This window comes from Herbidospora cretacea, assembly GCF_001570605.1.
Classification (GTDB): Bacteria; Actinomycetota; Actinomycetes; order Streptosporangiales; family Streptosporangiaceae; genus Herbidospora; species Herbidospora cretacea.
The window spans coordinates 1-14,259 of the sequence record NZ_BBXG01000029.1; the positions used below are offsets into that span (position 1 = coordinate 1).

13 protein-coding genes and 1 tRNA gene are annotated in these 14,259 nt (G+C 69.3%); 5 read left to right on the forward strand and 9 right to left on the reverse strand.

Annotation, left to right across the window (positions count from 1 at the left end; translation table 11 throughout):
* A partial coding sequence (locus AW270_RS41965; protein WP_174549918.1) for a cellulose binding domain-containing protein occupies positions 1–1,224 on the reverse strand: 1,224 nt, incomplete at its 3' end.
* Positions 1,225–1,331: 107 nt separating this feature from the next.
* Positions 1,332–1,931 carry a TetR/AcrR family transcriptional regulator gene (locus AW270_RS35435; RefSeq protein ID WP_061300519.1) on the reverse strand — a complete coding sequence of 200 codons (600 nt, stop codon included), beginning with the start codon at positions 1,929–1,931 and terminating at the stop codon, positions 1,332–1,334.
* A 353-nt stretch (positions 1,932–2,284) separates the two neighbouring features.
* Here AW270_RS35435 and AW270_RS37145 point away from each other — a divergent pair, with 353 nt between their 5' ends.
* The 3 genes from AW270_RS37145 (at position 2,285) to AW270_RS35450 (ending at position 4,013) form a co-directional block, all read left to right on the forward strand.
* Positions 2,285–2,872, forward strand: coding sequence for a hypothetical protein (locus tag AW270_RS37145; protein ID WP_245675017.1), 588 nt, complete (start codon positions 2,285–2,287; stop codon positions 2,870–2,872).
* A 52-nt stretch (positions 2,873–2,924) separates the two neighbouring features.
* Positions 2,925–3,001 (forward strand) — tRNA-Lys (locus AW270_RS35445).
* A gap of 103 nt (positions 3,002–3,104) precedes the next feature.
* Positions 3,105–4,013: an HNH endonuclease gene (locus tag AW270_RS35450; RefSeq protein WP_061300596.1), complete on the forward strand. Its 909-nt coding sequence runs from the start codon at positions 3,105–3,107 to the stop codon at positions 4,011–4,013.
* Here the strand turns inward: AW270_RS35450 and AW270_RS35455 are convergent.
* From AW270_RS35455 to AW270_RS35475, 5 genes are all read right to left on the reverse strand, one after another.
* A complete protein-coding gene (locus tag AW270_RS35455; protein WP_061300521.1) occupies positions 3,962–4,210 on the reverse strand; it encodes a hypothetical protein in 249 nt (82 codons plus the stop codon). The two genes, AW270_RS35450 and AW270_RS35455, sit on opposite strands and share 52 nt — an antisense overlap.
* A gap of 248 nt (positions 4,211–4,458) precedes the next feature.
* Positions 4,459–5,070: a response regulator transcription factor gene (locus AW270_RS35460; protein ID WP_061300522.1), complete on the reverse strand. Its 612-nt coding sequence runs from the start codon at positions 5,068–5,070 to the stop codon at positions 4,459–4,461.
* A gap of 90 nt (positions 5,071–5,160) precedes the next feature.
* Positions 5,161–7,341: a sensor histidine kinase gene (locus AW270_RS35465; protein ID WP_061300523.1), complete on the reverse strand. Its 2,181-nt coding sequence runs from the start codon at positions 7,339–7,341 to the stop codon at positions 5,161–5,163.
* Positions 7,342–7,400: 59 nt separating this feature from the next.
* A complete protein-coding gene (locus tag AW270_RS35470) occupies positions 7,401–8,849 on the reverse strand; it encodes a SagB family peptide dehydrogenase (RefSeq protein WP_061300524.1) in 1,449 nt (482 codons plus the stop codon).
* Positions 8,850–8,872: 23 nt separating this feature from the next.
* Positions 8,873–10,828: a TOMM precursor leader peptide-binding protein gene (locus AW270_RS35475; protein WP_061300525.1), complete on the reverse strand. Its 1,956-nt coding sequence runs from the start codon at positions 10,826–10,828 to the stop codon at positions 8,873–8,875.
* A 71-nt stretch (positions 10,829–10,899) separates the two neighbouring features.
* Between AW270_RS35475 and AW270_RS35480 the strand changes: the two genes are divergently transcribed.
* Entirely contained in the window at positions 10,900–11,979 is a 1,080-nt protein-coding gene (locus tag AW270_RS35480) for an RNA-guided endonuclease InsQ/TnpB family protein (protein WP_061300526.1), read from the forward strand.
* Between the two features lie 37 nt (positions 11,980–12,016).
* On the opposite strand, the gene AW270_RS35485 is transcribed toward AW270_RS35480, so the two are convergent.
* Complete coding sequence (locus AW270_RS35485; RefSeq protein ID WP_061300527.1) at positions 12,017–12,253, reverse strand: hypothetical protein; 237 nt, start codon at positions 12,251–12,253, stop codon at positions 12,017–12,019.
* Between the two features lie 239 nt (positions 12,254–12,492).
* On the opposite strand from AW270_RS35485, the gene AW270_RS35490 reads away from it, so the two are divergent.
* Positions 12,493–13,359, forward strand: coding sequence for a LysR substrate-binding domain-containing protein (locus tag AW270_RS35490; RefSeq protein ID WP_061300528.1), 867 nt, complete (start codon positions 12,493–12,495; stop codon positions 13,357–13,359).
* Positions 13,360–13,399: 40 nt separating this feature from the next.
* Here AW270_RS35490 and AW270_RS35495 read toward each other — a convergent pair whose 3' ends face one another.
* Positions 13,400–14,107, reverse strand: coding sequence for a CAP domain-containing protein (locus tag AW270_RS35495; protein WP_061300529.1), 708 nt, complete (start codon positions 14,105–14,107; stop codon positions 13,400–13,402).
* Between the last annotated feature and the right edge of the window lie 152 nt (positions 14,108–14,259).

Consider the following 14,259-nt stretch of genomic DNA (forward strand, 5'->3'; position numbering starts at 1 on the left):
GATCCGGTCCAGCCAGATGGCCGTGGAGGTGTTGGCCACCGCGGAACCACCAGGCTCGGAGGCCGCGCTGGCCGACCAGTCGGGGTTCACATAGCCGGTGGCACCCGCGTAGGGGTTGTCGACTCGGCCCGGGTTGACGATGTCGTCGTCGCCCTCGGTGGCGGTGACGGTGACGCTGGTCAGGCCGGAGGAGGCGACGGTGATCGGCCGGGTGCCGTTGGTCTGGTCGCTGTCCTGCGCGGCGGCCAGGGTGACGGTCTGCGGGGTCTGCCAGTTCGACGTGGTGAAGGTCAGGCTGGCGCCCGAGGAGACGGTGATGTTGGTGTCACCGGAGCCGGCCGTGTTGGTCACGGTCACGTTGCCGCTGGGCGCGGCCTGGAGGCGCACCGTGTAGGTGGCGGTGCCGCCCTCGGGGACGGTCACGGCGGTCGAGGAGACGACCAGCGCCTGGGTCTGCGTCACGTCGTCGTCGGCCTCGGTCGCGGTGACGTTGACGCTGGTCAGACCGCTGGAGGCGACCGTGAAGGTGCGCGAGCCGTTGGTCGTGTCGCTGTCCTGCGCGGCGGCGAGGGTGACGTTCTGCGGAGTGTTCCAGTTGCTGCTGGTGAAGGTGAGGCTGGTGCCGGACGTCGCGGTCAGGTTGGTGTCACCCGAACCGGCGGTCGTGGTCACGGTCACGTTGGAGCTGGGCTGCGACTGGAGCCGCACCGAGTAGGTGGCGGTGCCGCCCTCGGGGACGCTCACGCTGGTCGGCGAGACCACGAGGGCCTGCTGCGACGGGCTGGGCGAAGGCGACGGGCTCGGGCCGCCGTTGCAGACGGTCCCGTTCAGCGAGAACGAGGTCGGGTTGGTGTTGGTGCCGCTGACCTGGCCGTTGAAGCCGATCTGCACCGACTGGCCGGTGCCCAGGCTGCCCGCCCAGGAGGGCGCGACCACGGTCACGTTCTGGCCCGACTGCGTCCAGGTGCCGTTCCAGCCCTGCTGAACCGTCTGGCTCCCCGGCCACGTGTACGTGAGCCGCCACGGGTTCACCGCGTCGCCGAGGTTGTTGATCGTGATGTTGGCGCCGAAACCGCTGCCGTTGTCCCACTGTTTGGCGTAAGTGACCTGGCAGGCCACGGCGGCGCCGGCAGGCGCCTGCATGACGGCGAGCCCGGTGACGGCGAGCAGCATCGCGGCCGCCACCATCAGCGCTCTGCGCCAGGAACTCAATCGGGGTCCCATAGCTTTCTCTTCTCCTCGGCGTACTCGATTGGGAGCGCTCCCAACATGAGTTCGTTTCGCCGAGGTGTACAGGATGTTTCCGTTTTCAACGAGATGTCGCAGGACGCCTATGAAAGATTCAGAGTGCGTGCGGCCAGCCGGTGGAGGTGCTGCCGGAACCGGGCCAGCACCTCGGGGTTCTCCGGTCCCATCCGGTCGCCGGCCTCGTCGAGCACGCCGCCCTGCACGAACCCGTGCACACACCAGATCAGCGTCCAGACGCAGTACTCCATGTCGGCCGTGTCGTCGATGTACCCGGCGTCCGCGGCCTGTTCCAGGACGGACGTCGTCATGGTGATCAAGGGCTGGGAGTACTGCCGCTCCAGGCCGGTGAGGTCGGCCGCGTCGTACAGCCACCGGTGGATCCACAGCGCCGGGAACTCCGGGTGGGCGACGCAGAAGTCGATATAGCGGTCGACGATCTCGTGCACGGCGTCCGCCACCGAGATCTGGTCGGCCGTCATCATCTCGTTGATGACGCCTTCGAGCTCCTCGGTCTCGATGCGGGCGGCCCGCTCGATGACGGCGAGATAGAGGTCCCGCTTGGACCCCCCGAAACCCTCCTCGGCCGGGTCGATCCCGGTCGAGTCGGCGATCTGCTTCAAGGTCGTGGCGTCGTATCCGAGTGCGGCGAACAGCCGTGTGGCCCCCTGCAGCAGGCTTTCCATCCAGGGCTCCCGATCCCTAGTTCCTTACCTTTTCCAAGTCCAGCACCCAGCCGGTCACGGGAGAGCAAACGGCGCGCTTGACCACGGAATCCCCTTATTTATGGGCGTTTCATGCCTTTCTGAGATGTTTTACTGTCTTAGGTTTGCCATGTCATGGTTTGGTGGCTAGTGTCGGTTTCGTTGCCAAGTGCTGACCATCCCACAACAGAGCGCTTGACCATCACGTCCGGTCGCCGGCCCCCAGGGCCCGCCGGACACCGCCACCCCTGCTGACACGCGTGGCCGTCCTGTCGTCGTACGGAAGATCTCCCTTTTTCATGTTCGCCATCACCGGCATCCTGAAGAAAACGACCGTGACCACCGTCCTCGCCACCGCCGGCATCGCCGTCGCCGGCCTGGGCGCGACCGGCGCCGCCAGCACCCTGGCCGCCCCCCCGCACGCGAACCCCGTCCGCATCCACACCAAGCCGGCCGCCATCGTGAAGCCGCTGGAGAAGCCGCTCGTGAAGGAGCCCTCCTTCGTCAAGCCGGCCGTGTTCACCGGCACGACCACCGCCTCCTACTTCTGGGACGACGCCTCCGGCCGGGCCGGCGACACCGGACTGCCCGCCAGCGGCAAGCCGATGCAGAAGGGCATGGCCGCCTCCCCCAGCTGGCCCCTCGGGACCGAGGGCTACGTGGTCTACAAGGGCCAGAAGAAGCCGTTCTTCGTCGGCGACCGCGGACCGGGCGTACCGTCGTCGAAGGGCGTCATGCTCGACCTCGACGGGCAGACCTTCGCCGAGCTGACCGGCGGCTCCTTCGACATGACCACCCTGGCCGTGAAGGGCAACGGCGGCGCCGGCCACATCCCGATCGAATACCACATCACCAAGTGGGGCGACGGCACGGGCCTCAAGGCCGCGCCGGTTCCGTTCTCCCTCGGCGCGTGGCGGCACTGAGAGGTAACGATGTGCGTTTCGGGCGGGGGAGCTGCTAAAGTTTTCCTCGCGGGCGCCGCTAGCTCAGTTGGTTAGAGCAGCTGACTCTTAATCAGCGGGTCCGGGGTTCGAGTCCCTGGCGGCGCACCAAGCGAAACCCAGATCACTTAGTGGTCTGGGTTTTTCGTTTTTCCTAAAGGCGTTCAAACACCAGACAGACCGCGGTCCGACGGTGCAGAATCCGCCTGTGATCATGTCATTGGGCGACGATCTAGACAGCCGGGTCAGAGGCGCCGCCATGGCATGGCTCCGCCGACGCTCCACGCCGGAGAATCCTGTCGTCAGTCGAGCGGAACTCCTCGGTTTCCAGTTCGAGGGACGCACCTTCCCGCTGGTCGACAACCAACTGGGCATCCGCAAGCCCCAGGGGTTCAGCGCCGCACTCTCGATCCTGACGACCTACCGGTCGGACGGTCGTAGCGCACCCTACGAAGACGCCGTCGGAGACGACGGCTTACTGCGCTACAAGTTCCAGGGGAACCCGAGCCACTACACCAACGAGGGGCTGCGGCAGGCGCATCTTCAGGGCGTGCCACTCATGTGGTTCGTCGGTGTGCAGGCCGGCCTCTATCTGCCGTTCTTTCCGGTATGGATCACCGCGGTCGAAGAAGCGGCGAAGCAGGTAGCGGTGGCGCTGGAGGAAGCCCAGCGGATGATGCCGGTGGAGGGCCCCGTCAGCCCGCTCGAACGCCGCTATGCGGAACGCGTCACCCAGCAGAGGCTGCACCAGCCGGTTTTCCGGCAGCGTGTCATTCAGGCCTATGAGACGAGCTGTGCGATGTGCCGTCTCCGGCACCGATCGCTTCTGGACGCGGCCCATATTCTCCCCGATCGCCACAGCCTTGGCATCGCGGCGGTCTCAAACGGGCTCGCTCTCTGCAAGATCCATCACGCGGCGTTCGATCAGAACATCCTGGGGATCCGGCCTGACTTCGTGATCGAGGTCCGCTCGGACATCCTTGAAGAGATCGATGGGCCGATGCTCAAGCACGGCCTCCAGGACATGCATGATCAGCCCATTTCGCTGCCGCGGCACCGAGCGGATCGGCCTCATCGAAATCTGATCGAAGAGCGGTACGAGATGTTCCGCAGCGCTGGTTGACCGCGGCCGAAGGCGATGGTTCTGCCGTTGCGGACCTTGCCGGCCTTATAGGTCACCGTTTCGACGACCGCGTCCTCCGGGTCGACGAGCGTGATCGTGTCGCCGTCGTCGCCGAGCCACGAGTCGAACTGGTCGAGGTCCGGGAAGCCTGCCGCGAAGTAGGGCGCCAGCCGCCGGAACAGCTTGGGCCAGATCACCGTCGTGTCGAGGGCGCCGGCCGTGATCGTGGCGGGGCGGCCCGGGCGGGCGGAGATGCCTCGGCGGTTCAGGGCGGGGGAGGTCCCCGAGGGCCTGGGGAGCGCTTCGATCAGGGCGGGGGTGTCGGGCAGGAACTTGACGGTGTCACCGTCGGGCTCGGGGACCTGGCGCGGGAGATCGGATAATCACCAAATTGCCGTGCAAAAGTTTGTATGTCATCGCCTGTCACCCCGTGGCGAGAATGGATTCAGATCCAGCCTGCTTCCGTGGCTATGCGTATCGCGTCCACGCGATTCCTCGCGTTGAGTTTGGTGACGATTTTGGTCAGGTAGTTTCGTACCGTCCCGACCGAAACGTGCATTTGCGCGGCGATCTCGGGGGGCTCCGCTCCCCCGGCGGCCAGGCGCAGCACCTGGATCTCCCGGCCGGACAGGGGGATCTCGCCGACGTCCCACGCGGTCAGCGCCAGCTGCGGGTCGATGATCCTGCGGCCGGCCGCCACTTCCCGTACGGCCTGGGCCAGCCGCTCCGACGGGGTGTCCTTCAGCAGGAAGCCCGACACCGACACCGACAGGGCCCGCCGCAACGTGCCGGGGCGGCCCAGGCCCGTCAGGATCAGGGTCCGGCACGACGGGAGTTTGGCGTGGAGCTCCTCGGCGGCCGACAGTCCGTCGATGACGGGGAGGTCGACGTCGATCACGGCGACGTCGGGGCGGTGCTCCAGGGCCGCCGGCACGATGTCCGCGCCGCTGCCGACCTGGGCCACCACGGTGAGGTCGGGTTCGATCTCCAGGAGGGCGGCCAGAGCGCCCCGGACGATGCGAACGTCCTCGGCGAGGAGGATCCGTAACGTGAGCACGCCATTCCCCCGGCCGGTTTCAAGGTCAAAATGAATCTTGTACCGACGTGGCGGAATTAGGCAATGCCGGACATTCTTGACAGAGCGTCATTATGGGATGTCGACCTTTAACAGGAACGTGCCGGAATCTCGTACGCATTTCAACGAACCGCCGATGGAGTTGAGGCGTTCGGCCAGGTCATCCAGGGCGGTGCCGGGCTCTCCGGGGGGCGGCAGCGCGGGGACGCCGTCGTTCCGGACCGTCAAAGTCACGTCGGCGGTCACCACGATCTCGCAGCACGTCGCGGCGCTGTGCCGCAGGACGTTCGTGACGGCCTCGCGGAGCACGACCGCCAGCACGGCGTCGACCTCCTCGGGGACCTCCCCGGCGCTCGCGTGGACGCGGACCCCGGCCGCCGCCAGGGTCGCGCGGGCGGTGTCGAGTTCGGCGGCGAACGACATGTGGCGGTAGCCGCTGGCCACCGACCTGACCTCGCCGACGGCGCGGCGGGCGACGTCCAGGACCTCGGCGAGTTCGGCCCGGGCGCGGTCGGCCGAGCCGGGCAGCAGGCGGTAGGCGCGTTCGCTCTTGACCGTCATGGCGGCCAGGTCCTGGCCGAGCAGGTCCTGGAGTTCGCGGGCCACCCGCAGGCGTTCCCGGGTGACCGCGCCCCGGGCCAGTTCGTCGCGGGCCTGGTCGACCTGGGCGACGAGGCCGCACAGTGAGCTGATGCCGTACACGACCAGGCCGGTCAGCAGGGTCGAGAGGGTGAGGTAGGCGGTCCACTCCCCCGGGTCGCCGTGGAACACCGACAGGGCGGCCACGCTGACGCCGACGGCGGCGTAGCAGCTCCAGCGCCACGCTCCGGACAGGACGATCAACGTGGTGCCGGCCAGGAACCCGCCCATCGAGCCCCACGGAGCGCCGATCCACAGCAGCGGCAGATACGTCGCCACCACCTGGACCGGCAGCGCCGCGCCCCGGAGGAAGCCCAGGATCAGCGCGATCTGCACGCCCACCAGAACGGCCACGCAGAGCGCGAACTCCAGCAGGCCGAGCGAGTCGACGCTCTGGGCCAGCACGTTCACCACCATCAGCAGGCCGTAGCCGAGCAGCACGACGATCGCGATCGTGCGGGCCACCCGCAGGTGCCACGGCTGGCCGGTGATCTGGGCGACCGTCCGCGTCACCGGGTCGTCGACCGGCGGCGGCGCGGGAGGGGCGAGGGGGACCTCGGCGGTGAAGGTGAAGCGGTCGCCGTCCAGGACGGTGGTGCTTGTGCCGCCGGCCGCCTCGACGCGGGCCGACAGGTTGTCCAGGCCCACCCCCGCGTCGGGGACCGGCGCCGGCGCGTCGGCGCCGTCGTTGACCACCCGCAGCACGATGTGCTCGCCCGCCAGGTCGGTCTCGACCCGGCAGTGCCGCGCCTTGCTGTGCCGCAGCACGTTGGTGATCGCCTCGCGCAGCACGATGGCCAGGACCGTGTCGACCTCCTCGGGCAGCGGGCAGGGCGACAGGCTGATCTCGACGGCCATGTCCGCGGCGATCAGCATCGACTCGGCCGACCGCACCTCGGCCGCCAGCGACATCGGCCTGCTGCCGCCCGCGACGACCCGGACGTCGCCGAGCGCCTGGCTCGACAGCGTGAGCACGTCGCGCAGCTCCCGCCGGGCGCGCTCGGCCGAGCCGGGCAGCAGCCGGTAGGCCAGCTCGCTCTTCAGCGTGAGCGCCGAGACGTTGTAGCCGAGCAGGTCGTGGACGTCCCGGGCCACCCGCAGCCGTTCCTGCGCGACCGCGAGGGCGGCCAGTTCGCCCCGGGCGGCGTGCACGGTCAGCGCGAGCGAGGCCAGGGAGCTGAGGCCGTAGACCATCAGGCCGGTCAGGGCGGTGAAGTAGGTGCCGTAGACGACGTCGAGCGGGGCCATCCCCTTCCACGTCAGGGCGATCAGGACGGTGGCGGGGACGGCGGCGTACAGGGCCCAGCGCAGCGGACCCGCGACGGCCAGCAGCATCGAACCGGCCAGGAACCCGGCGGACGACCCGGCCTGCGGCCCGGCCCACAGGAACGGCGCGAACGTGACGACGGCCTGGGCCGACAGGGTGAGCGCCTTCGGCCGCGAGGACCACAGCAGGACGTCCCGGGTCGAGTGGACGAGCTGGAGCCCGAACGCGGTCAGCAGACAGACGACGAACGCGCCGAGCGGCCAGCCGCGCAGCCCCTCGTCCCAGACGAAGATCAGGGCGTTGAAGGTGTACGCGGACAGCACGGCGGCGATGACGGCACGCGCCATCAGCCCGGGTCGCATTCCTAACGACACCACAGGGTCTCCACTTACCGGGAAATTTCGGCTTATGCGAGAAGGGCGGCGGCGAGCATCGGCCAGTCCGCGTCGTTGACGGGATACTCGTCCTCGGCGAAGCCGCTCCCGGCGTGGCCGACGGCGTAGCCGCAGACGCTCGACTCGGTCCGCCAGTCGAGCCCGAACACGTGCGCCGCGGCGTCGATGTCGGGGCCGTCGATCCGGCTGCCGGACAGGCCCATGGCCGTACCGGCCAGCGACAGCGTCTGCACCAGCGCGCCCGCGTCGGTGAGCACGAGGGAGTAGCCGAGGCCGTTGTACTTCCACGACAGCCGCCGGAACCGCGCGGTGATCATCAGCAGCACCGGCGGGCGGGAGGCGAGGTTGGCCGAGACGAGCAGTTCGTCCGGGTCGCCGTCGAGCGGGGTCAGCCGGTGGCCGTAGGGGTCGTAGTGGTAGACCCCCCGCTCCAGGCCGGCGCACCGGTCGACGACGGCGTAGAGCTCCAGTTCGTGGCAGTCGCCGCTGGTCGGCGAGGGGCGGTCGCTCGTGGTGGTGGTCGCCTCCGTCGACGGCGAGCCCCTCAGCGAGCGGACCCGCGCGGTCCGGTAGAGCAGCGTGCCCAGGTCCTCGACCGTGATCGGCCGCGCGGCGAAGGTCTGGGCCGGCCGGTGGGCCTCGACGACGGCCGAGAAGGGCGGGTCGCCGGCCAGGTCGGGCCACGACGGCCGGGGCAGCGGGATGCCGGGGCCGGTCTCCTTCACCACCGGCTCGACGCTGCCGTGCTCGCCGAGCGGATAGGTCACCCCGAAGTCCTGGTCGTGGCGGCCCAGCGTGGAGCGGGTGTGGAACATCAGGTCGATCGGCGTCCACGTCGTCAGCGCGGGGTCGTTGTCCTCGTCGAACTCGATCCGCTGGAACGGGTCGCCGGTCGCGGCCTGCACGACCATCCCGGCCGCCATCAGGAAGGCGATCACCGACCGGGTCTCGTGACCGACCGAGGCCGGGACGGTCGGGCGCATCAGCGTGCCGAGATGGCCGATCGCGTCGGCGCGGTGCAGGATCACCCGATGCTGCGACAGCGGGGACTCCAGCAGGTAGTTGGTGCCGTCGGTGGTGAGGACGGCGAAGCGCGACAGCCGCACCGGATGGACCAGGGGCCCCTCCGGCAGGTGGAAGCCGGCCTGCGGGGTGAGCGGCACGACGGAGACCAGCGGCTGCTCCCGGTCCACGCCGAACGACCGCACGACCAGATGGGCCAGCCGGTCGAGCAGCGCCTTCAGCGCCTGGCGGTCGGCGGACGACCTGATGACGTTGCCGAGCGAGATCGGCCCCAGGCTCATCCGGCGCAGCGCCTCGACGACGGGCGGCGCGGGCATCGGGAAGACGGTGTCCTCCCAGCGGGAGTGCACGACGACCACGCCCTCGTCCGGGTCGGGCTCGACGAAGACGTCCTCACGGAACGACCACAACGGGAACGGGGGGAGCGTGTCGTGCATGTCGGCTCCTCTCACGTGAACTCTCACATGAACAGGGCGACCGGATTCAGGTCGTCGTAAGCGGTCGGCCGGTCGAGCCGCCCCAGCTTCACCGGGACGTCGAACAGCCGGCCCGGCGCGAACCGCGGCCAGAAGTGCCGCAGCCCCGGGACGACGACCTTGACCACGGGCACCCCGATGTCGGGACGGGTCTGGTCGAGGATGAGCGGATCGTGTTTCCGGATGAGGTCGACGTCGGCTTTCAGGTCGTTGTCGCCCGTGTACGAACCGGGCGCGGCCACCCCGTCGGGAAGCAGGCAGGGATGACTCAGGGTGGAGACGCGGCCCCACCATGGGCGCATGTCGATGTCGGTGGCGGCGGGCAGGAGCTGGCCGAGCTCGGTGAGCGCGCGGCGGGCGGCGGTCTCCGGATCGAGGTGGGCGCCGAAGCCGAGCATGACCTCGTGGCCGTCCTTGGTCGACACGGCGGCCATGGCCGGGATGCCCAGGTCGGTCGTCAGGTCGAGGACCCACAGGTCACGGCCGAGCGTCGCGTAGTCGTCGCGCAGCCGGTCGGTCCACGGGTCGTCGAGGACGACCTCGGGCTGACGCGTCCGGTTGTACCACCAGATCCCGACCGCGTCCCGTTCGACCAGCTCGAAGAAGCCCTGGAGGAGGGCGTCCTCGACGGAGCTCCCGGCGGCGTTGCCGTTGGAGTCGGCCTGCCCGCCCTCGGAGAAGTAGAGCAGGTCGGTGGGCAGATAGCGCTTCTCGCCGTCGAGGGTGTAGAGCGGGGTCCATTCGGTGGCGCGGGTCTCGTCGAAGGGCGCGCGCTGGCGCGGGTCGAAGAGCAGCACCGCGTCGGGGTGCACGGCCTGCGCGCCGAGCCCCCGGTAGGAGTCGTGGACGACGGGTTCCTCGCCGAGGCGCGAGCCGCAGTAGCGCTCGACGGCCTCGCACAGCGCGCCCACCCGGGCTTCGAGCGGGGTGCCGCCCTTGCCGCCGCTGTTGGCCCGCAGGCCGCTGACCGGCAGGGCCAGGTTGCGGCCGGACAGATAGGCGTTGAGGAAGGCGGGCGCGCGCGGGTCGCGGCGGATCTCGTCGGTGACGCCGGTGACCGGGTCGGTCAGGTGGACGTACCGATCCCACGTCTCCTGGAGTCCCGCCGACCGGTGGGCCTGCACTTTGGGCCTGGACGTGATCCGCACCGGCCCGCCCCGGACGTCCGGTGTCCCGCACTCCGGGCACTGCGGCCGTCGCGTCACGGGGTGGTGCGCCGCTTCGAGGGTGAGCGGGTCGAACGTCCACAGCGTGTCGAGCGGCCGTCCGGCCAGCCAGCCCGCGATCCTCGTGGCCGCGATCTGGGCCCCGACCGACCGCGTCTGCGGCAGCGAGGCGGGCGGCGCGAGCGTCAGCGGAGCCTGCCGCCGGAGCCTCAGCCGGGTGGCGAGACACTCCCAGCAGGCCGACTCCCCCGGCCGGAACCCCGGCCCGATCCACAGATCGGGCCCGTCGACGGCCACCGGGAGCCAGGGCCGCCCGTCGGCGAGACGGGCGGCGTTCACCGAGGCCAGCGCGGGGTCGAGATAGTCGTCGCAGACGACCACCACGGGCCCGTCACCGCCGGTGCGCAGCCCCAGTTCCTTCAACGCCCGTTCGACCAGGGCGGAGTCGCCGAGCGAGACCACCTCGACCTCGCCGTCGGGCAGACCGAGCCCGGCCAGGTCCCAGTAGGCCCGCACCTCGGGAGCCACGTCGACGTCGGGCTGCGGCGCCACCAGGTCGGCCTCGGACAGTCTCCCGAGCAGCCGGCCGAGGTCGGCCGCGCCGAGCCCGGTCTGTTCGTGCAGGTCGGCCAGGTCGTGGCTGCCGTCGAGGAGAGGGGCGACCGTCTCGATGTGGTCGCCGCGCAGCGCGACCGTGGCCCGCGCCGAGGTCAGGTAGACCCCGTCACCGGGCACGGTCACCGCCCGCCAGTGTCGCTTGAACCCGACTTTCATCCGGACTCCCTGCAAGCCGATATTCCCGATAACCCTGCGCGTTCGAACGACTTCGCGATAAAACGAAGAACATGGCACAGACGGTGAAGCGCGCTTACAAGTACCGCTTCTATCCGACTTCCGAGCAGGCGGAGGAACTCTCCCGTACGTTCGGTTGTGTGCGCCTGGTCTACAACAAAGCACTTGAGGAACGCACCCGCGCCTACGCCGAAGGGCGCAAGATCGGTTACGAGCAGTCGCTGCGGCATCTCCAGACGGCCTATGCGAATTTCTTCGCCGGACGTGCAAGGCATCCCGTGGCCAAATCCAGGAAGCGGTCCCGCCGCTCTGCGGAATACACACGCTCGGCGTTCACGTGGCTGAACGGTGAACTGAAACTCGCCAAGATGCGCAAGCCACTCGCCATTGTCTGGTCGCGACCACTGCCGGAAGGCGCTCAGCCCTCCACCGTTCATGTGTCGCAGGACACGGCGGGCCGCTGGTTCGTGTCGATCCTCGTCGAAGAGCGTATTCGCTCGCTCGATCCGGCCGGAACCGCCGTCGGCGTCGATGTGGGAATCACCGACCTGGTCACGCTCTCGACGGGCGAGAAGATCGCGAACCCTCGACACGCACAGGCCATGCGGCGAAAGCTGACGAGGGCTCATCGGACGCTGACCCGGAAGAAAATTGGATCGCGTAATCGGGCAAAAGCCCGGCTTACGCTCGCCAAGACGTATGCCCGGATGACTGACCGTCGCCGGGATTTCCTGCACAAGCTCTCCACGCGTCTCGTCCGTGAGAACCAAACGGTCGTGATCGAAGACTTGAGTGTTCGGTCCATGCTCAGAAATCGCACACTGTCTCGAGCCATCTCGGATGCCTCTTGGCGCGAACTCCGGGCCATGTTGGAGTACAAGACCCACTGGTACGGGCGCGAACTTCTCGTCGTGAGCCAATGGTTTCCCTCCTCCAAGATGTGTTCGAACTGTGGAGCACTCCGAGAGACCTTGCCGTTGAAGGTCCGTACCTGGGTGTGCGACTGCGGTGTCACCCACGACCGGGACGTCAACGCGGCCCGGAACATCCTCGCCGCCGGGCTGGCGGAGAGGTCAAACGCCCGTGGAGCCGACGTAAGACCTCAGGGCGCAAGCCTCTCGGGCAGCCGGTGATGAAGCAGGAATCTCGTGGTTTCAGCCGTGAGAAAGGTCAACCGCAATACGTCCATTTCGCCGACAGGAGCGACGGCTGGGTCAGGTCGGCGATGCGCAGCGGGTCACCGCCCGCCGACAGCGGGGGCGCGTCGCCGGCGTCGAGGTCGATGCCGAACTGGGCCAGGGTGCCGGCCGGGTCGTCTTCGTAGCGGGCCGCCAGGGCGGGTTCGGTCCACGCCCGCATCACCAGTTCGGCGAACCGCCAGTCTTCGGTGTGAGTGATAGTGGCCATGGCTCGATTCTCCGCGCGACCTCCCCCACGCCGACACTCATCGATTCACGAGACGGGTGTGAGATTTTCACGTCGGGAACGTGAAACGGCGTACAGACGGCCGGATGTAAGCGCTTCTAGGCTGGGCCGCGTGAAAAGCATTCGAATCCGCCGCCCCGTGAGGCCGCGGCCCGGAACGAACCGGGAGATCGACACGCGCACGCCGTCCGGCGTCCATCTGCCTTATTAAGGGAAATGGCATGTATCACGATCTGCAAATCAATCGGCTGAGGGCTTTGGTGACCGTGGTCGAGCTCGGCGGGTTCCGCAAGGCGGCCGAGGCGCTGCATGTGACCCAGCCGGCGGTGAGCCAGCAGATCCGTCAGCTCGGCGGTCTCGTCAAGGGGCCCATTTTCACCTCGACCGGCCGCGTCCTGGAGCTCAGCACCGAGGGTGAGGAACTTCTCGGGTACGCCCGCCGCATCGTCGCCCTCAACGACGAGGCCGTGGGCCGGTTCGTCCCGCCGTCGGGCACCGCCCGCCTGACGATCGGGGTGGTCAACCAGCTCGCCGAGGCGCTCCCGGAGATCCTCCGCCTGCTCAACCGGGGCCTGCCCCACGTGCAGGTCGGCGTGCAGACGGGACTGAGCGAGTCGCTGGAGAACCAGGTGGCCTCGGGCCAGCTCGACCTGGCCCTGCTCCTCCAGTCGGAGCCGGTCACCGCGCCCGCCCACCAGCTGGGCGAGATGCGCATGGACTGGTTCGGCCGCCCCGCCCACGGCGAGGGCGCCGCGCTGCCGCTGACCCTCTTCACCGAGCCGTGCACGCTGCGCCGCCGCATCGTCGACGCGCTCGACGAGTCAGAGGTGCCGTGGCGGGTGGCCTACGAGGGCCCCGAACTCGTCGGGCTGCGCGCCGCCGCGAAGGCCGGTCTGGGGGTCGCCTGCCTGGTGGCCAACGGCGACGAGCTGTGGGGGCTGCCCCGAGCGGCCCGCCTCGCGCTGCCCACCGCCCCCGGCCCGCTCCCGGTGACGGTCGCGCTGTCGGCCAACGCGACGAACTCGGAGTACGTGCCGATCGCGGAGAGGGCCTTCCAGCAGGCGCTGCGCGATTATCCCTTCGCCTGACTCTCACTGATGTGGACGGCGTGACCCCCAGCGCGTTCGCCTAGCTCGTGCACCGGCCGAACATCTGCACGTACGTCGCGGCCGGGGTGGCCGACACCGACGGGTCGGCGCTGCCGAGGGCCGCCTTCGCGTACATCTCGGTGTAGCCGGGCGTGAGGATCGTGTCGCGGTGGCGCTGGCTGCCCATCCACCACGTGACAGCGGCCCGGGGCGTGACCGACGCCCGGCCCCAGCCCTGGTAGGCGTTCTCGCCGACGGCCCAGGAGGAGCCGCGCCGGCAGTACCCGGCCGCCTTGGCCCTGTCAGCCGGGTCGGTCCCGGTCTCCGGGTTGATGTGGACGTCACAGCGCGACGGGTTGTACTTGTCCGGCGTACAGTTCCCGACCTGCGCGACCGTCCCCCACCAGCGGATCCGGACGGCGGCGGCGACCTCCTTCGAGGCGGCGCTGGAGAGCGCGACGGTCGTGCCGCGCAGGGCGATGTAGCGCTTGACCGGCTGCAGTCCCCGGCTGGTCCGCTCGGCGTTGACCAGGCACAGGACCGACTTCTCGATCCGGCTCCCCTGCATGTGGTTGTCGTAGCGCCCCCGGGCCGTGTCAGGGAAGGCGGACGCGGGCTGGAAAACGAAATCGATGTCGGCGCAGGTCGCGGCGCCCGCCAGGGGCGCGGCCGCCAGCGCGGGAGAGGCGGGGACGGTGACGGCGGCGGCCACGAGAGCGGCCGCCCCGAGGAGCGCGAGGTGTCTCATGCGCTCATGGTGCGGCGGGGCGCTTGCCGGGGGCTTGAGTACGCCTTTACTCATTTCGCGAAGTGGCCCGCCGGCGAGTGGCCCGCCGCGTTTCCGCAGTTCACAGCCTTGGCGACGGCACTGCGGGAGACCTGGTCGCCGCGCTTCAAGCC

Excerpts from the sequence above, each read along its gene's own strand:
- AW270_RS35435 (WP_061300519.1), bottom strand. The coding sequence starts at position 1,931 with ATGGAAAGCCTGCTGCAGGGGGCCACACGGCTGTTCGCCGCACTCGGA.
- AW270_RS35450 (WP_061300596.1), top strand. The coding sequence starts at position 3,105 with ATGTCATTGGGCGACGATCTAGACAGCCGGGTCAGAGGCGCCGCCATG.
- AW270_RS35465 (WP_061300523.1), bottom strand. The coding sequence starts at position 7,341 with ATGGCGCGTGCCGTCATCGCCGCCGTGCTGTCCGCGTACACCTTCAAC.
- AW270_RS35470 (WP_061300524.1), bottom strand. The coding sequence starts at position 8,849 with ATGCACGACACGCTCCCCCCGTTCCCGTTGTGGTCGTTCCGTGAGGAC.
- AW270_RS35475 (WP_061300525.1), bottom strand. The coding sequence starts at position 10,828 with ATGAAAGTCGGGTTCAAGCGACACTGGCGGGCGGTGACCGTGCCCGGT.
- AW270_RS35480 (WP_061300526.1), top strand. The coding sequence starts at position 10,900 with ATGGCACAGACGGTGAAGCGCGCTTACAAGTACCGCTTCTATCCGACT.
- AW270_RS35485 (WP_061300527.1), bottom strand. The coding sequence starts at position 12,253 with ATGGCCACTATCACTCACACCGAAGACTGGCGGTTCGCCGAACTGGTG.
- AW270_RS35490 (WP_061300528.1), top strand. The coding sequence starts at position 12,493 with ATGTATCACGATCTGCAAATCAATCGGCTGAGGGCTTTGGTGACCGTG.
- AW270_RS35495 (WP_061300529.1), bottom strand. The coding sequence starts at position 14,107 with ATGAGACACCTCGCGCTCCTCGGGGCGGCCGCTCTCGTGGCCGCCGCC.